The 16,610-nt window shown below is 68.8% G+C and carries 14 protein-coding genes; 4 read left to right on the top strand and 10 right to left on the bottom strand.

Features of this window, described 5'->3' with window-relative positions; genetic code table 11:
* Window positions 1-94 precede the first annotated feature (94 nt).
* From ACYQ8K_RS21080 to ACYQ8K_RS21060, 5 genes are all read right to left on the bottom strand, one after another.
* Window positions 95-418, bottom strand: a complete 324-nt coding sequence (locus ACYQ8K_RS21080; RefSeq protein ID WP_459972041.1) for a Rieske (2Fe-2S) protein — start codon at window positions 416-418, stop codon at window positions 95-97.
* Complete coding sequence (nirB, locus tag ACYQ8K_RS21075) at window positions 415-2,928, bottom strand: nitrite reductase large subunit NirB (RefSeq protein ID WP_459972040.1); 2,514 nt, start codon at window positions 2,926-2,928, stop codon at window positions 415-417. Before nirB ends, ACYQ8K_RS21080 begins: the two co-directional genes overlap by 4 nt.
* Before the next feature lie 17 nt (window positions 2,929-2,945).
* Complete coding sequence (locus tag ACYQ8K_RS21070) at window positions 2,946-3,299, bottom strand: molybdopterin oxidoreductase (RefSeq protein ID WP_459972039.1); 354 nt, start codon at window positions 3,297-3,299, stop codon at window positions 2,946-2,948.
* A complete protein-coding gene (locus ACYQ8K_RS21065) occupies window positions 3,292-5,415 on the bottom strand; it encodes a molybdopterin oxidoreductase family protein (protein ID WP_459972037.1) in 2,124 nt (707 codons plus the stop codon). Before ACYQ8K_RS21065 ends, ACYQ8K_RS21070 begins: the two co-directional genes overlap by 8 nt.
* A gap of 156 nt (window positions 5,416-5,571) precedes the next feature.
* Window positions 5,572-6,309, bottom strand: coding sequence for an alpha/beta fold hydrolase (locus ACYQ8K_RS21060; RefSeq protein WP_459972072.1), 738 nt, complete (start codon window positions 6,307-6,309; stop codon window positions 5,572-5,574).
* A gap of 179 nt (window positions 6,310-6,488) precedes the next feature.
* Here ACYQ8K_RS21060 and ACYQ8K_RS21055 point away from each other — a divergent pair, with 179 nt between their 5' ends.
* Window positions 6,489-7,388: an alpha/beta hydrolase gene (locus ACYQ8K_RS21055; RefSeq protein ID WP_459972035.1), complete on the top strand. Its 900-nt coding sequence runs from the start codon at window positions 6,489-6,491 to the stop codon at window positions 7,386-7,388.
* Between the two features lie 6 nt (window positions 7,389-7,394).
* Here the strand turns inward: ACYQ8K_RS21055 and ACYQ8K_RS21050 are convergent, their stop codons facing one another.
* Genes ACYQ8K_RS21050 through ACYQ8K_RS21040 form a run of 3 tightly spaced genes read right to left on the bottom strand, consistent with a single transcriptional unit; the run spans window position 7,395 to window position 10,932 of the window.
* Window positions 7,395-8,708, bottom strand: coding sequence for an amidohydrolase family protein (locus tag ACYQ8K_RS21050; RefSeq protein WP_459972033.1), 1,314 nt, complete (start codon window positions 8,706-8,708; stop codon window positions 7,395-7,397).
* Window positions 8,702-9,892: a CoA transferase gene (locus tag ACYQ8K_RS21045; protein WP_459972031.1), complete on the bottom strand. Its 1,191-nt coding sequence runs from the start codon at window positions 9,890-9,892 to the stop codon at window positions 8,702-8,704. Before ACYQ8K_RS21045 ends, ACYQ8K_RS21050 begins: the two co-directional genes overlap by 7 nt.
* A gap of 23 nt (window positions 9,893-9,915) precedes the next feature.
* On the bottom strand, window positions 9,916-10,932 hold the full coding sequence (locus tag ACYQ8K_RS21040; RefSeq protein ID WP_459972030.1) for a MaoC family dehydratase: 1,017 nt from the start codon (window positions 10,930-10,932) through the stop codon (window positions 9,916-9,918).
* Between the two features lie 167 nt (window positions 10,933-11,099).
* Between ACYQ8K_RS21040 and ACYQ8K_RS21035 the strand changes: the two genes are divergently transcribed.
* Complete coding sequence (locus ACYQ8K_RS21035) at window positions 11,100-12,251, top strand: acyl-CoA dehydrogenase family protein (RefSeq protein WP_459972028.1); 1,152 nt, start codon at window positions 11,100-11,102, stop codon at window positions 12,249-12,251.
* A gap of 82 nt (window positions 12,252-12,333) precedes the next feature.
* On the top strand, window positions 12,334-12,807 hold the full coding sequence (locus ACYQ8K_RS21030) for a CD225/dispanin family protein (RefSeq protein WP_459972026.1): 474 nt from the start codon (window positions 12,334-12,336) through the stop codon (window positions 12,805-12,807).
* Here ACYQ8K_RS21030 and ACYQ8K_RS21025 read toward each other — a convergent pair.
* Window positions 12,792-13,751, bottom strand: a complete 960-nt coding sequence (locus ACYQ8K_RS21025; RefSeq protein WP_459972025.1) for an enoyl-CoA hydratase/isomerase family protein — start codon at window positions 13,749-13,751, stop codon at window positions 12,792-12,794. The genes ACYQ8K_RS21030 and ACYQ8K_RS21025 overlap by 16 nt on opposite strands.
* Window positions 13,752-13,754: 3 nt before the next feature.
* A complete protein-coding gene (gene fadD4, locus ACYQ8K_RS21020) occupies window positions 13,755-15,272 on the bottom strand; it encodes a fatty-acid--CoA ligase FadD4 (protein ID WP_459972023.1) in 1,518 nt (505 codons plus the stop codon).
* 213 nt (window positions 15,273-15,485) lie between these two features.
* On the opposite strand from fadD4, the gene ACYQ8K_RS21015 reads away from it, so the two are divergent.
* On the top strand, window positions 15,486-16,595 hold the full coding sequence (locus tag ACYQ8K_RS21015) for a sensor domain-containing diguanylate cyclase (protein WP_459972022.1): 1,110 nt from the start codon (window positions 15,486-15,488) through the stop codon (window positions 16,593-16,595).
* Window positions 16,596-16,610 lie beyond the last annotated feature (15 nt).

The raw sequence follows: 16,610 nt of genomic DNA, 5'->3' as shown, positions 1-16,610 counted from the left end.
ATGCCCGTGCCTCAGCATTGCTCCGGTACCCCGATCGTGGTTCGGCTAATCCACCGCCCTTGAGCACGAGCCCAACGGGTGGATCGTTCAGCGATCAGGCGTGGACTTTGCCGTCGACGGACAGGTGAACCGTCCCGTCATCGGCGTGCACCGGATAGGCGGTGACCGGCGCTCCGCCGTTGCCGACCTCGCACCCGGAAGCCAGGTCGTAGGTGAAGCCGTGCAGGGGGCAGACGACGACACGGGCGTCGGAGATCCCGTCGGCCAGCGGGCCGCCGCGGTGCGGGCACACGGCGTCCAGCGCGCGCAGGGATCCGTCGCGCAACCGGAACACCGCGATTTGCCGCCCGTCGACGACGAAGGCGCGACCCTCCCCGAGCGGGATCTGATCCACCGGGCCCAGGTTGACCGCACTCATCGGATCGGCACCTGAGGCAGCGGGATCAGCGGCAGCGATGTCTGGAACTGGTTGGGAATGACGGGGTTTCGGCTCTCGGCCCACGGATCGCGGTAGGAATCGATCGACTTCTGCATACGTGCGTCCAGTTCGTCGGCGATGCCGTCGCTGTCGTCGATCACGATGTCGCGGATCCGGTCGATGCCGACCCGGGGTACGAAGTCGTAAGTGCGCTCCAGCCAGTTGGCGTTCTCGCGGTAGTACTGCAGGAAGCGGCCCGTCAACGCGATCACCTCGTCCGGGGTGTCCACCGTGGTCAGCAGATCGCCCTTACGGACGTGTGAACCAGCCGCGCCACCGACGTAGATCTGCCATTGCCCGCCTTCGATCGCGACGACGCCGACGTCCTTGCACAGCGCCTCGGCGCAGTTACGCGGGCAGCCGGTCACGGCCAACTTCATCTTGCCGGGGCTGGGTATCCCCTGGAAGCGTTCCTCGATCGCGATGCCCAGCGCCGTCGAGTCGCCCACACCGTATCGGCAGAAGTCGCTTCCCACACAGGTTTTCACGGTTCGGAAGCTCTTGCCGTAGGCGTACCCGGAGGGCATCCCCAGGTCGGACCACACTGAGGGCAGATCCTCCTTGCGCACGCCGAGCAGATCGATGCGCTGGCCGCCGGTGAGCTTGATCATCGGGATCCGGTACTTGTCGGCGACGTCGGCGATCTTGCGCAGTTGCTCGGCGCTGGTCACCCCGCCCTTGAGCTGGGGCACCACCGAGAAGGTTCCGTCGCGCTGGATATTGGCGTGCACGCGGTCGTTGATGAACCGGCCGTCGCGTTCCTCGACGTATTCATCGCCCCACATCATGTGCAGCAACGAGGACAGCGCCATCTTGGATCCGGCGTCCTCGCGGCCGTCCGGCGCCAGCGCGGCGAACACCGATGAGACCGAATGCAATTCGAGCTCACGGATCTTGCGCATCAGCGCAGGTTTCTCATACGGTACGCCGGGCACGTACCAATTCGCTTGGGCGTCTTCGGAAACCGCACCGTCGGCGGCCCACCCGACGATCTCGGCGACCAGGCCCTTGCAGGACCCGCATCCCTTGCCGGCCCGGGTCGCCGACATCACGCCTTCGACCGACGTCTGACCGCCCTTGACGCAGCCGACGATGGTCGCTTTGTTCACCCCGTTGCAGTTGCACACCTGCGCATCGTCTGACAGTTCGGCGGCCCCGGTGGCTGCGTCCGGCGCGCCGCCGATGTCGAACATCAGCGACACACGCTCGGGCGGCAGCGGCAGCCCCCGGTCGAAGGCCTGCATGAGGAAAGCCACCCTGCTGACGTCGCCGACCAACGTGGCGCCGACCAGCTTGTCGTCGCGCACCACCACGGTTTTGTAGACCCCGCGCCGGGGCTCGGAGTACTGCACGAACTCGTCGTCGTCACGTTCGGGACTCTTGATGCCCATCGACGCCACGTCCACACCGGCGACCTTGAGCTTGGTGGCGGTGCGCGAACCGTGGTATGCCGCAAGGGGATTAGCGCCGGTCAGATGATCGGCAAGCACGGTGGCCTGCTCCCACAGCGGCGCGACCAGACCGTAGACCTGCCCGCGGTGCTGCGCGCACTCGCCGACCACGTAGATGTCGTCGTCGTCGACCGATCGCATGTGGTCATCGACGACGATCGCGCGTTCCACGGTCAATCCGGCCCGTGCGGCCAGCCCGACGTTGGGCCGGATGCCGGCCGCCATCACCACCATGTCGCACGGCAGCCGGCCGCCGTCGGCGAATTCGATCGCCGTCGGCAGGCCGCCGGAGGTGACCATTCGGTTGGTTGTCTTGCCGGTGTGCACCTCGATGCCCAGCGCCTCGACGAGGCGGCGCAGAATGCCGCTGCCCTGATCATCGAGTTGGGCGTTCATCAGGGCCGGTCCGCCCTGCACGACGCCGACCTGCAGTCCCCGGGTCTGCAGGCCCCGCGCGGCCTCCAGACCCAGCAGCCCTCCGCCGATAACCGCAGCCCTGCTTCGTCCCTCGGCGAATTCGATCATGGCCTGGCAGTCGTCGAGCGTCCGGAATCCGAAGACGCCGGGGGCCAGGGTGGTGTTGTCCTGCCAAATCCCCGCCACCGGCGGGAAGAAGGACCTGCTGCCGGTGGCCAGGATCAGCTTGTCGTAACGCACCGTGCTGCCGTCGTCGGCGTGCACCAGGTGCGCGAAGGGATCGATGCGCACCACCCGCACCCCGGACCGCAGGTCGATCTGGTTGTCCGCGTACCAGTCCAGTGGGTTGAGGTAGATCTCACCGGCATCGTCGGAGCCGGCCAATACGTTCGATAGCAGGATACGGTTGTAGTTGCCATAGGGCTCGTCGCCGAAGACGGTGATGGCGAATCGCTCGCCGCCACCGCGAGCCAGAATCTCCTCGAGCGCGCGGGCGCCCGCCATGCCGTTGCCGATGACCACGAGGGTGGCCAGGCGGGCCGGATTGTGGCCGTTCGCCGTGGGTTTGGCCAAGAGCGTCATGCGGCTTCCTCCGGTGACTAGATCTCGACCAAGCCGATGTCGACGAACACCGTGCCGCTCAGTCCGTCGGGTGCGGCGATGAACACTTCGAGGACGGTGTCAGCGAGCAGGTCTTCGACGACCCGAAGCGGCACGTGGACCGCGTCTTTGGCACCGATCGGGAAGTAGCGCATCGGGGCGCCGTCGCGCATCACCACGATGGTGATGAGCTCGTCCGTGCTGTTGCCTCCGCGGAAGTAGACCGGCTGAGCGATAGCCCCGGCCGGCACGACGAAGCGCAGCGACGCGTCCAGCGGCGAGGGCGCGTCATAGCCCTTGCCGTCGAATGCGAAGGCGCCCTGCAGGAATCGGGGCGTGCTGTCGTCAGCCATACGTCTCGATCTCCTTCCCTAGGTGTGACTGGTTCGGCTCAGCGGCGACCGCTGACACCGCGACCGCGCAAACCTTGAAAGACGGCATCCTCGAGTGCGGGTCCAGCGCCGGATTGGTCAGTCGGTTGATGCATGCCACACCGCCCCAGTGAAACGGCGCGAAGACGGTGTCCGGCCGGATGCGGCTGTCCAACCGGGCCGTCATCACGACCTCGCCCCGGCGGGTGGTCAGACGGACCTTGTCACCGTCGCCGACACCGACCCGTTGCCCCAGCGTTGGATGCAGCTCGGCCACCGGTCCCGGATCGCCGTCGGAAAGCTCTGCCACCCTGCGTGTTTGAGTGCCGGACTGGTACTGGCGCAGCACGCGCCCGGTCGTGAGGTAGTACGGGTAGTCGTCATCCGGCAGCTCCGCGGCACCGCGGTGTTCCGTCACATGGAAGTGTGCCCGCCGGTCCGGTGTCGGGAAGTCCTCGACGAAGAGCCGCGGGGTGTCGGGGTACAGCGCTGACGGACAGGGCCAGAACACCCCGTTGTGGGCCTCGATCCGTTCGTAGCTGATTCCGCGGTAGTCGGCCTTGCCGCCCTGGCTCGCTCGGGACAGTTCCTCGAATACCTCCGCAGGATCGGACGAAAAACCCTGCGCCCCCAGCCGCTTCGCTAGGTCCGTCATCACGTCGAGGTCCGACCGCACATCGCCGGGAGCCGCGACCGCGGCGCGACGCAGGATGACACGTCCCTCCAGGTTGGTCATGGTTCCGGACTCTTCGGCCCATTGGGTCGTCGGCAGCACCACATCGGCCAGAGCAGCGGTCTCGGACAGGAAGATGTCGGAGACCACCAAAAAGTCGAGCTCCGTCAGCTTCTCGGCCACGTGTAACGAGTTCGGTGCCGACACGGCGATGTTGGACGCCAGGACCCACAGCGCGCGTACGCCGTCGCACATCCCGATGCCACTGAGCATTTCGTATGCGGACTGCCCCGAGGAGGGCAGGTCGGCGGGGTTGACGCCCCATACCTGTGCCACGTGAGCCCGCGCGGCGGGATCATCGAGCCGGCGATATCCCGGTAGCTGGTCGCACTTCTGCCCGTGTTCGCGGCCGCCCTGCCCATTACCCTGGCCCGTGATCGTCGCGAAGCCGCTGTAAGGGCGACCCGGCAAGCCCAGTGCCAGAGCGAGATTGATGAAGGCCTGCGCCGTGTCGGTGCCAGAACTGTGCTGCTCGGCCCCGCGGGCTGTCAGAATCATCGCGCGCTCGGCCTTGGCGAGCATCCGCGCCGCGGTGACGATGTCGCTCTCGGGCACACCGGTGATCCGTTCCGCCCGGTCCGGCCAGTAGAGGCGCACGCCTCGGCGCACGGCCTCGAAGCCCGTGGTGCGCTGGGCGACGTATTGCTCGTCGATAAGGCCCTCGCGGGCAATGACATTGAGCATGCCGTTGGCCAGGGCGAGGTCGGTGCCGGGAACCGGTTGCAGGTGGAGGTCAGCGCGGGCGGCGGTCGCGGTGCGCCGGGGGTCCACGACGATGTGCTGGGCGCCGCGGGTCCGGCCCTCGTCGAAGAACTGCATGGCCGGCGGCATCGTTTCGGCGGGATTGGCACCGACGAGCAGGATCACGTCGGCCTGCGCGATGTCCGCCAGCGGGAACGGCAATCCACGGTCGATGCCGAACGAGCGGTTGCTCGCCGCGGCCGCAGATGACATGCAGAACCGGCCGTTGTAGTCGATCGCGGAAGTGCGCAGCGCGACGCGCGCGAACTTACCTAGTTGGTAAACCTTTTCGTTGGTCAGCCCCCCACCGCCGAAGCATCCGACCGCATCCGGACCGTGATCGCGTTGCGCCTTCTGGAAGGCTCCGACAACCCGTTCCAAAGCCTCGTTCCAGCTGGCCCGTCGCAGCGGCAAGCCCCGCTCGTCGCGAACCAGGGGGCCGGTCAGGCGTTCCGGGTGCCCCAGCAGGTCAGCCGCGGTCCATCCCTTCGCGCACAGACCACCCCGATTGGTGGGAAAGTCACCCTGCGGCGCGAGCTGGACGCGATCCCCTGAGGCGTCGATCGCGATCCCGCATTGCAACGAGCAATACGGGCAGTGTGTTTTCGTCGGCACCGACGCCATCGGCGATCACCGCTTGGCTGCTGGGCCGGTACGCATTCGGCCGGTTCTGCACTGTAGACCTCCCATGTCGCCTCCCGATCGGCCCTTCGATGCCGAAGTTACGTGCGAAGTGTTTCGGAGGTATTTCCGTGGATTGTCTTGATGACTACCGCGGCCTCACCGTCGAGGTCCGAACAAGAATTCTTCAAGCAGCGCGTTCACCCGCGCGGGGTCCTCCAGCGCCGCGAGGTGCGCGACCCCGTCGAGCACGGTGAAGGACGAGCCCGGAATCGAGTCGGCCATGACGCGGGTTTCAGCGACCGGGAAGGTGGCGTCTTCCGCACCGGCGACGACCAGCACCGGGGACGTGACGCGGGACAGCAGCGCGCGCTGGTCGGGCCGCGCCGAAACCACGCTGCGCACCGCCCAGCGGACCGAATCGGTGTTCACCGAGCACACGTTGGTCCGCACGGTGTCGACCACGTCCGGGCGGGTGCGCAACGTCGTCGGCCCCAGGAAGGCGCGGATGGCCGAGCGGGTCAGCGGCGAGCGGATCCCACCCAGCGCCGTCGCCAACCACACCAGGGCCGCATACTGAAACTTCTGCGCCACGCCGGCTTTCGATGCCGTGCAATTCATCAGCACCGCACGGTCGAGCCGATCGGGATAGAGCGCGGCGAAGGTGCCGCCGATCATCCCGCCCCATGAATTGCCCACGAAGTGGGCCCGGTCGATGTCGAGGCCGTCCAGCAGGTCGACGACGCACCGCGCGCAGTCGGTGAAGCTGAACGTCGTCCGCAGCGGCGCGCTGCCGCCGTGGCCGGGCGGGTCGATCAGCACCAGGCGATGGGTGTCGCCGAAGTGCGCGGCCTGGCCAGCCCACAGGTCGCCCGTCATCAACAGGCTGGGCCACATCAGGACGGCCGGCCCGGCGCCCGCACTCACCTGAACCCGGATGGTCCCGAGAGCCGTGTCGACCGACCGTGAATCCAGCCGGGGGTTGTTGGCGGTCACACTGCCTCCTGACGTCGTTGTGTGCACGGCGGATCCCACATCGGGAGTTCATGATTTTCCGCGTCGGTGATACTTGTCCGGTGACGAACAACGATGTTCATCCTGACCTGCAGCGATTTGCCCGCTTCGCCCCGCGCCGGCTCGTCGGCCCCCGAACCCTGCCGCTCATGCGGGTGGGGCTCGCGTGGCGGGGGCGCCTCAGCAAGCCCGTCGCCGACGTCGAGGCGATCACACTCGAGTCGGGGGCCGGCGTGCGGCTGTTCCGTCCGGCCGGGGCCACCGAGAGCACGCCCGCGCTGCTGTGGATCCACGGCGGCGGATACGTCATCGGCACCGCCCAGCAGGACGACCAGCTGTGCAGCGGGTTCGCCCGGCGGCTGGGGATCGCCGTCGCGTCGGTGGAATACCGCCTGGCGCCCGAACATCCTTATCCGACACCGCTGGAGGACTGCTATTCGGCGTTGACGTGGTTGGCCGGGCTGCCATCGGTGGACCGCTACCGCATCGCGATCGGCGGCGCCAGCGCCGGCGGCGGCCTGGCGGCGGCGCTGGCCCTGCTGGCCCGCGACCGCGCCGAGGTGAGCCCGGCGTTCCAGCTGCTGACCTATCCCATGCTGGACGACCGCAGCTCGGCCACCGCGCCGAACTCGAATTACCGGCTGTGGGACAACCGCAGCAACAGGTTCGGCTGGTCGGCGTATCTCGGCAATGCCGACCCGCAGGTCGCCGTGCCCGGGCGCCGCGACGACCTGAGCGGATTGCCGCCGGCCTGGATCGGTGTGGGCACGCATGACCTGTTTCACGACGAAGACCTGGCTTACGCCGAACGCCTTCGCGCCGCCGGGGTGCCGTGCCAGGTCGAAACCATTCCCGGCGCCTTCCACGGCTTCGACCTGGTGTTGCCGAAAGCCCAAGTGTCCCGGCGGTTTTTCGATAGCCAGTGCGACAGCCTGCGCGCGGCGCTGGCCCCGACCGCTTGATCCGCCTCACATCGCGAAGTACACCAGCTCGCCGCCGATGACGGTGGCCGCGACCAGCCCCGCGTCCAGCGCGGCCAGTGCGATCGTGGGCGGTTCGTTCAGCACACACAGGTCGCCCGGCTGCCCGATTTCCACGCTGCGCGGCCGGCCCGGCTGATCCGCCCGCCCCAGAAACATCGTCAAAGCCTCTCGCGCGGAAACACGTTCGCGCGGGCCCAGCACGACGCCCTGCGGCGTGGTGCGGTGCACTGCGGCGCGCATCGCCGTCCAAGGGTCGCCGTGGCCGAACGGCATGTCGGTGGACAGCGCGACGGGCACCGTCGCGTCACGCAGGCAGGCGACGCGCCACAGCTGATCGTGCTCGGCGGCGGGCACCTCGGCGAGGTACTGATCGCCGCGCTCGGCGACGAAGTTGGGCTGCGTCACCACCGTGATCCCCAGCTCGGCGAGGTCGGCCAGGCTGTCGTCGGGCACCACCGCGGCGTGTTCGATGCGGTCCCGCGGATGACCGCCGGCGGCGCGCAGGGCCGCGATGGTCACCACCAGCTGGGCCGCGGTCACGCAGTGCACGGCGACCGGATGCCCACTATCATGTTGTCGCGCAATCCATTCCGTGAGGTCGTCGAGGTCCAAGCGATCGTCGTGCAGGATCTTCTTGCCCGGCGACAGGAAACTCAGCCGCGGCCGAAATTCGCCGCGCTCGTGCGCGGTCGTCAGCGACTCCATGTCGTCGGCATCGAGATCGGGGGTCGCGTCGGTGACGCCGGTGACACCGGTCGCGGTAATTCGGCGGCTCAGTTCGGCCAGGTCGCTCTCGCGTCGCTGCAGCGCCAGCGACCAGCCGCGGTCGGCGCTGCGCAGCCGCCCGTCGGGATGTTCGGCCAGGCCGACCCGGCCCAGCGCCTCGGAATTCAGGATCCACAGCGCCCCGCTGCGGTGCTGGATGCGCACCGGAACGTGCGGAACGATGGCGTCGAGGGCGCCACGATCGAGTTCTCCCGCAACCGAATCGTGGTAGCCCACAGCGCGAATCCAGCCGTCGGGCCCCGGTGTGGCGTTCGTCAACAGTTGGGTCAGCTGCGACTCGGTGCTGACCCCGGGCGGCCCGACGAAAAACGAATCCAGCGCCGAGGCCGCCGAGCGCAGGTGCACATGGTGGTCGTGCAGCCCCGGCAGCACGGCGCCGCCGCCCGCGTACAGCACGCCCTCCCCGGCCCGCGGCACCAGGCCCTCGCCCGGCGGCGCCATCTCCTCGATCAGCGCCCCCACCCGAATGTCGGTCGTGGTGCCGTCCAGTAGGGTAGCCCGCTGAATCAGCATGACAGCACGCGTCTTTGGGCGACCAGGAGGCGCACCGCCTCGTTGTCGGCGCCCGGGTCGGACGCCGGATGCGGCGCGGGCGGGGCCGCCGGCGCCGACACCGGCGCTGACGATGCCGAGGGCCCGACCGGCAGCGCCGCATAGGTCGCGGCGACCCCGGCCATGGATACACGGATCAGCTCGCCGCCGCCGCGGCCCAGCGATTCGGCCACCGCCAAGGCGGCTTCCAGCCCGCTCAGCGGGTCGGCGATGGCGTCACCGCAGAACACCGGCCCCTGGGCGCTGGTGCCGACCAGGCCACCGGCCACCGCGGTGTCGTCGCCGAATCCCGGCCGCAGGCCGTCATAGCCGGTGATTTGCAACCAGACTCGGCCCGCGCGCGGCGCGACGTCATCGGGCCCGAGCCCGCGGCGCGCCAACGCCGCCGGACGTGAGCCCTCGATGACGATGTCGCTGACCGCGAGCAGTTCGCGCAATTCACCGGCTTGGGCATCGAAATCGAGTTCGTAGCTGAGCTTTTCGCCGTTGACCCAGTCAAAGAAGGGTCGATGTCCGCCCCGGGTGCCGTCCGGGCGGCGCGGGCTTTCGACCTTGACGACGGTCGCGCCGGCCCGGGCGAGCAGCCGCCCGCACAGCGGGCCCGCCCACATCGACGACAAGTCTGCCACCAGCAAACCCCGCGGCGCCCGCGGCGCCGTTCGCGAGGCGGTGGGGCGTATCCACGCCGGCGTGGGTGCGGCCTCGCCCATCCCCGCCGCCGGAATGTCCAGCAGCCCGGCCCGCTCGACGATCTCGGCCACCGGGCGGGCGGCCGCCCAGCGTTGCAGCTGCGGCCATGGGTCCGCGGCCACCTCGTCGGCCCGCAGCAGCGCCGGCACGGCGTCGACGTCGTCGGCGCGCGAAAGGGTGAGCGCGCAGTGGCCGTCGCGGGCGGCGAGCAGGCGGGTGGCGCCGCCCGGCGACACCCGCCCGCCGCGGGTCAGCCCCAACATGGCGGCCCGCCCCGTCAAGAGGCCTGCCGCGTCGATGTCGATGCCCAGCCGGTCCCCGGCGGCCGCGGCGACGTCGCGCGCGCGGGTCAGCACGTGGGCGCGGGAGAAGTCGGCGGGACCGTCGGGCGGGCCGGTCAGGTAGGCCAGCCCGCTGCTTCCCCACTTGGTTGCGGCCGAGCTCACGGCTCCCATTGTGCTCGTCGCGCACATCGGCACTAGAACTGCAGCGCGTGAAACCGCCAGTCCAGCACCGGGCGGTCCGGCTCATCGGCGGCCTCGCTGACCGCGTACACCAGCGACCGCAGCCCCAGCACGCCCCCGTGATCGGTCGGCTCGGCGGATTCGATGTGCAACTCGCTGTACAGGGTGTCGCCCTCGTGCACGGGCCCGGTGTGATCGCAGGATTGCCAGCTCAGCACCGTCACCAGGTTGGGCAGCAGCCTGCTCGCCTGCGCGAGCGCCAGCCCGATGGTGTGCCCCCCGTACACCAACCGGCGACCGCCGACCCGCGAATCATGATGCGTCGCAGCGATATTCAAGGTCAGCCGGGCAAGTTCGGGAGCGCTGCTGACCACGTCGGCGGTGCTGCGTAACACCGAACCGGCCAGGCCGGCGTCGAAGTGCGGGCCGGGCACCTTGTCACGGAACACCGCGCCGTCCCACTGCGCGGTGGGGTCGTGGGCCGGGCCGGGCACGTCGGTGCCGATGGCGGACAGATCGTCATGCGGCGCGTTGTCGGGCGCGAAATCCGGGCTGGCGGGCAGCATGCCGCACCGGTAGAAGTCCAGCACCAGCCGATCGGCCTGGTCGATCGTGATCATCCGCAGCGCCGCCAGCCCGGTGGGCGCCCGGCCCGGCTTAGGCGAATTCGCCCGCAGGCCAACGACTTCGGTGCGGGTGTAGAGCGAATCACCGATGATTGGGAAGCGGTGAAACACCAGGCCGCGATAGAACAGGTTCGCCTTGACCCGCTGGGTGACCAGCGTCGACTGCCCGATCGCCACGTCGCACACCAGCGCCGGATGCGCGAGCGGCGCCGGTAGGCCCGTCACCGCCCCACATAGATCGGCGTCCAGCGCCAGTCGCAGCCGGTCCCCCACGATCGCCTGGTGCGCACCCGCCAGGCCGGACGACAACGTCATCGAGGGCGCCCAGTCGAACACCTGCCCCACCGCGAGGTCGTCGAAGTACGGCCCGCCCTCGCGAATCTCCGCATACCCGTCGCCAGTCACAACGCCCCATGCTGGCAGGCTGTGGAATCGAGGGTCAACTTCGTGGCGATCGCGAGCGCGGCGAAGCCGGGCGAAGCGGGTCGCCACCATCGACTTCGTGGCGATCGCGAGCGCGGCGAAGCCGGGCGAAGCGGGTCGCCACCATCGACGCTGGAGGGTGATCAGAGGTGAACGACGAAGAAGAGATGCTGGTCGCCACGGTTCGGGCGTTCATCGACCGCGACGTCAAGCCAGCCATTCGCGAGGTCGAGCACGCCAACACCTACCCCGAGGCGTGGATCGAGCAGATGAAGCGGATCGGCATCTACGGTCTGGCCGTTCCGGAGGAATACGGCGGTTCGCCGGTGTCCATGCCGTGCTACGTGCGGGTCACCGAGGAACTGGCGCGGGGCTGGATGAGCCTGGCCGGTGCGATGGGCGGGCACACCGTGGTCGCCAAGCTGCTGGCCCTGTTCGGCACCGAGGACCAGAAGCGGGCCTACCTGCCGCGGATGGCCAGCGGCGAGGTGCGCGCCACTATGGCGCTCACCGAGCCCGGCGGCGGCTCGGACCTGCAGAACATGACCACCACCGCGCTGCCCGACCCCGACGACGCCGAGAGCCTGGTGGTCAACGGGTCGAAGACCTGGATCAGCAACGCGCGCCGTTCCGGGCTGATCGCGCTGTTGTGCAAGACCGACCCGGACGCCAGGCCACGCCACAAGGGCATCTCGATCGTGCTCGTCGAGCACGGGCCCGGCCTGACGGTGTCGCGGGACCTGCCGAAGCTGGGTTACAAGGGCGTAGAGTCCTGCGAGCTGTCGTTCGACGGCTTCCGGGCGCCCCGCACGGCGCTGCTGGGTGGCGTTGCGGGCGAAGGCTTTTCACAGATGATGAAGGGGCTCGAGACGGGCCGCATCCAGGTGGCTTCCCGCGCCCTGGGCGTTGCCACCGCCGCTCTCGAAGACGCGCTGGCCTACGCCCAGCAGCGCGAGAGCTTCGGCCAGCCGATCTGGCAGCACCAGTCGATCGGCAACTACCTGGCCGACATGGCGACCAAGCTCACCGCGGCCCGTCAGCTCACCCGGTACGCCGCCGAGCGATACGACAGCGGCGAGCGCTGCGACATGGAAGCCGGGATGGCCAAGTTGTTTGCCTCCGAGACCGCCATGGAGATCGCGCTGAACGCGGTGCGAATCCACGGCGGCTACGGCTATTCCACCGAATACGACGTCGAGCGCTACTTCCGGGACGCGCCGCTGATGATCGTCGGTGAGGGCACCAACGAGATCCAGCGCAATGTGATTGCCCGGCAACTGGTGACGCGGGGCGGGATCTGATCCGCTCACCAATCTCACGGTCGGAGAACAAGGTTTGGGAGTATATTTACCTGACTCTGAACCAAAGGGAAAGGCAGCCGCCATGAGTTATCCCCCCGCGCCGCCCGGAGGTTCGCCAGAATGGCCGGGTCAGCAGCCGGAATGGCAAGGCCAGCAACCGGAATGGCAAGGCCAGCCGCCGCCGGGATATCCGCCGCAGCAGCCGCCGGGATGGCCGGGACAGCCGCCAGCCGGATGGCCGGCGCCCCAGCACGGCTGGCACGGCCAGCAGGAGCCCGAGAACTATCTGGTCTGGGCGATCCTGTGCACGGTGCTGTGCTGCCTGCCCCTCGGGATCGTGTCGATCGTCTACTCCACCAAGGTCTCGAGCCTGTGGGCTCAGGGCCGCTACGCCGAGGCGCACGAGGCGTCGAACAACGCCAAGAAGTGGGCCATCATCAGTGCGGTCGTGGGTGCGGTCGTCGGGGTGATCGGCGTCGTGCTGTGGTTTGCCATGTTCGCGGCGATCGTGTCGTCCATCCCGTCCACGACCACCACCACCTATCCGGGTTTCTGATCCCAGGTCTCGTCGATCAGCCCCCAGGCCGTCGCGGTCTCCGCATCGACGGTACGGCCGGACAACACGAGATACGCTGTGCGCCAACGGCCTATCCGCCGCGTGACGCTGACGGTGCCACCGGCCCCGGGCAACAGCCCCAACGCCAGCTCGGGTAGCCCGAACACCGCGTCGTCGCGGGCGCTGACCCACCCGCAGAACGCCGCCATCTCCAGTCCGCTGCCCATCACCCGGCCGTGCACCTCGGCGCGGCACGCGCGGCCGAGCCGGGCGGTCAGCGCATCGAGCGCCAGGGCGGGGCTGTAGCGGGTGCGGGCCAGATGCGCGCTCGCCGGATCGGCAAAGGTTCCGAATTCGGCCAGGTCACCGCCGCTGCAGAACGACGGGCCGTTGCCGCTCAACACCACGCCGGTGACCGAGGGATCCAGCTGCGCCACCGCCAGCGCCTCCAACAGCGCGGCGCGCGCATCGGTGGAGAACGCGTTGTGCCGTTGCGGCCGGTTGAACGCGATCCGCACGACGTCGCCGTCGCGGGTGGCCCGCACCGGGTCGGGGATATCGGGCATGCGGCCCGGGCCGCGCTCGCGCAACCACTGCGCGAACTCCGGGCCGGCCTGCAGGGTCGAGTAGGCCAACGACTCCGTCATCACCCCCGGCAGGGCCGGGCCGCGCGGATCCACCGCGCGCAACACGTCGTCGCAGATGCCGCTGGCGTGCGGCCAGCGGCGGCAGCGCGCCGTCAGCTCGTCCACCGTCGCCGGCACCGAATCGACGGTGACCACCCGCCGGTCGGCGCACGGATCCTGGGTCAGCGTGAAAGTTGCTGCGTCAAGCCAGAATCCGGCCTCGGCAATGTCGGCGGCTGAGCCGACCGCGACGATCACCCCGGGCGGCGACGGCGGGCCGTCCTGCGGCGCGCTGGACAGGTCGACCACCCGCAGCATCGGTCACACCGAGTACTTCTCGATCAGCCCGTTCTTGTAGAGCTTGCCGGTGTCGGTGCGCGGCAGCTGCGCTTCGAAGGCGATCGATCGCGGACATTTGTAGTGCGCCAACCGGTCTCGCAGCCATACCGTCAGCTCGTCGGCGAATTCGTCGGTGGCGTCGGCCGGGTCGACGGTCTGCACCGCCGCGACGACGCGCTGTCCCATCTCGTCGTCGGGCACCCCGAACACCGCGGCGTCGAGCACCTTCGGGTGGGTGACCAGAAGGTTCTCGGCCTCCTGCGGGTAGATGTTCACCCCGCCGGAGATGATCATGTGGTGGCGCCGGTCGGTCAGGTACAGGTAGCCCTCGTCGTCGAGGTAGCCGATGTCCCCGACGGTGGCCCAGCCGTGCTTGTCGCGCGATGACGCGGTTTTTGTCGGGTCGTTGAGGTATTCGAAGGCATAGCCGCCCTCGAAGTAGATCTCGCCGGCCTGGCCGGGCGGCAGCTCCTCGCCATGCTCGTCGAGGATGTGCACGGCACCCCCCATCGGCTTGCCGACCGAACCCGGGTGCGCCAGCCACTCTTCGGCGGTGATCAGCGTCGACCCGTGCGCCTCCGAGGACGCGTAGTACTCGTCGATGATCGGCCCCCACCAGTCGATCATCTGCTTCTTGATCTCCACCGGGCACGGCGCCGCCGCGTGCATCACCCGCTGCAGGCTGGCCAGGTCGTACGAATGACGAACCCGCTCAGGCAGTTTCAGCATGCGGGTGAACATCGCCGGGACGAACTGGCCGTGCGTGACGCGGTGGCGCTGGATCGCATCCAGGCAGCCTTCGGCGTCGAACTTCTCCATCACCACCGTGGTGATGCCGCCGGCCTGAGCGCTCATCGACCACACCGACGGCGCCGTGTGGTAGAGCGGAGCCGGGCTGAGGTAGATCGAGTCGGGCGTCATCCAGAAACCGACCAGTGCGGACATCATGCCCGGCGCGTCGGCCGGTGGCACGTGCGGCAATTCGCGCTTGATGCCCTTGGGGCGGCCGGTGGTGCCCGACGAGTACTGCAGCAGGTCGCCCTCGATCTCGTCGTCGATCGGGGTGTCAGGCTGGCCCGCAACACATTCCGGGTAACGCTCCCAGCCGGGCAGGTCACCGTCGGCGATCAGCAGCAGCTCCGGCAGACCGCCCGGCAAATGCTCGGCCAGGCCGGCGAGGGTATCGCGCAGCGCCGCCGATCCGATGATCGCCTTCGCGCTGCTGTTGTCGATGATGTAGGCCGCCTCTGCCGCGGTCAGGTGGGTGTTGATCGGCACGTAGTACAAACCGCTGCGGCGAGCCGCCCACATCACCGCGTGGATGTGCTCGTTGTTCTCCATCAGGATGGCGACGGTGTCGCCCTCGCGCAGACCCGCCCCGCGGAAGCGGTGCGCCAGTCGATTGGCACGGGCCTCGAGGTCGTCGAAGGTGACGACCGTTCCGGACGGGTACAGGATGACAGCAGCTTTGTCGGCGCCGATGTACGGGCGGATCTGCATGCGCAGACTGTACCGCCGCCAAACTTGACGGGTGTTAAGTGGTCGCCGTCCCCCGCCCCAGCAAACCCGCGCCGCGGCGGCCCGGCCTGCGGATTTTGGCCACCCTCCGCCGATCACCGCAGAAGTCGCCGGCGATCCTGCGGTTACGTACACTGCCGTTGGCCGTGGAAGTTAGCCTTGGCGGGTACGCCACTTCTCGCACCGGAGGCGCGCATGACCGCCGAGCAGGTACCGGAGCCTGCGGCCATCGCCTCGCGTCCCGCGCCGGACCGCAAATTCGCCGCATCCGACTACGTCGACGGCATGGAGCGCCTGGTGCACGCGGTTCAGGAGCTGTCGCTGGCCCGCAGCCTGCCCGATATCCAGCGGATCGTGCGCACCCAGGCGCGCGAGCTCACCGGCTGCGACGGCTCCACCTTCGTGCTGCGCGACAACGACCGCTGCTACTACGCCGACGAGGACGCGATCGCCCCGCTGTGGAAGGGCAGCCGCTTCCCGATCCGGTCCTGCATCAGCGGGTGGGCGATGCTGAACCGCGACGCGGCGGTCATCCCCGACATCTACAGCGACTCGCGCATCCCGCACACGCTGTACCGCCCGACGTTCGTCAAGAGCCTGGTGATGGTGCCGATCCGCAAGCTGGATCCGATCGGCGCGATCGGAAACTACTGGGCCGACCCGCATCAGCCGTCCGAGCAGGAGGTTCACCTGCTGCAGGCCCTGGCCGACTCGACCTCGATCGCCATGGAGAACATCCAGGTGTACGCCGAACTGGAACAGCGTGTCCGCGACCGCACCGCCGCGCTGGAGAACGCCAACGAGGAGATCCGCCGGCTGTCGGTGACCGACGAACTGACCGGGCTGAACAATCGTCGCGGCTTTTATCTGCTGGCAGAGCAGAAGCTCAGCGGGGCACACCATCTGGGCCACAACTGCGTGCTCGCCTTCCTCGACGTCGACGGCCTCAAGAAGGTCAACGACGAACAGGGCCACGACGTGGGCGACGCCCTGATCAAAGACGTCGCCCACGTGCTGCGCACGATTCGCCGCGAGTCCGACATCCTGGCGCGCATCGGCGGCGACGAATTCTGCGTGATGGTCACCGAAAATGCCGATGACACAGCGTCACTCAAGGAGCGCCTGGCCGAGGCGTTCGGGAACTTCAACAAGACCGGCGACCGGCCCTACCGGGTGTCGGCCAGCATCGGTTTGGTGCGGGCGCCGGTGTCCGACACGGCCACCGTGGACGAGCTGCTGGCGCGCGCCGACGAGCTGATGTACCAAGAGAAAAAGGCCAGCCCCGATTCGCGGCGCGCGGGTTAGTCGGCCCGCGAGCGG

This window comes from Mycobacterium sp. MUNTM1, assembly GCF_054660795.1.
This window is presented reverse-complemented; position numbering and strand designations above follow the sequence as displayed.

What these genes read in the sequence shown, in the direction of transcription:
- ACYQ8K_RS21080 (WP_459972041.1), bottom strand. Translation starts at nt 418, where the DNA reads ATGAGTGCGGTCAACCTGGGCCCGGTGGATCAGATCCCGCTCGGGGAG.
- nirB (WP_459972040.1), bottom strand. Translation starts at nt 2,928, where the DNA reads ATGACGCTCTTGGCCAAACCCACGGCGAACGGCCACAATCCGGCCCGC.
- ACYQ8K_RS21070 (WP_459972039.1), bottom strand. Translation starts at nt 3,299, where the DNA reads ATGGCTGACGACAGCACGCCCCGATTCCTGCAGGGCGCCTTCGCATTC.
- ACYQ8K_RS21065 (WP_459972037.1), bottom strand. Translation starts at nt 5,415, where the DNA reads ATGGCGTCGGTGCCGACGAAAACACACTGCCCGTATTGCTCGTTGCAA.
- ACYQ8K_RS21060 (WP_459972072.1), bottom strand. Translation starts at nt 6,309, where the DNA reads ATGTGGCCCAGCCTGTTGATGACGGGCGACCTGTGGGCTGGCCAGGCC.
- ACYQ8K_RS21050 (WP_459972033.1), bottom strand. Translation starts at nt 8,708, where the DNA reads ATGCTGATTCAGCGGGCTACCCTACTGGACGGCACCACGACCGACATT.
- ACYQ8K_RS21045 (WP_459972031.1), bottom strand. Translation starts at nt 9,892, where the DNA reads ATGGGAGCCGTGAGCTCGGCCGCAACCAAGTGGGGAAGCAGCGGGCTG.
- ACYQ8K_RS21030 (WP_459972026.1), top strand. Translation starts at nt 12,334, where the DNA reads ATGAGTTATCCCCCCGCGCCGCCCGGAGGTTCGCCAGAATGGCCGGGT.
- ACYQ8K_RS21025 (WP_459972025.1), bottom strand. Translation starts at nt 13,751, where the DNA reads ATGCTGCGGGTGGTCGACCTGTCCAGCGCGCCGCAGGACGGCCCGCCG.
- fadD4 (WP_459972023.1), bottom strand. Translation starts at nt 15,272, where the DNA reads ATGCAGATCCGCCCGTACATCGGCGCCGACAAAGCTGCTGTCATCCTG.
- ACYQ8K_RS21015 (WP_459972022.1), top strand. Translation starts at nt 15,486, where the DNA reads ATGACCGCCGAGCAGGTACCGGAGCCTGCGGCCATCGCCTCGCGTCCC.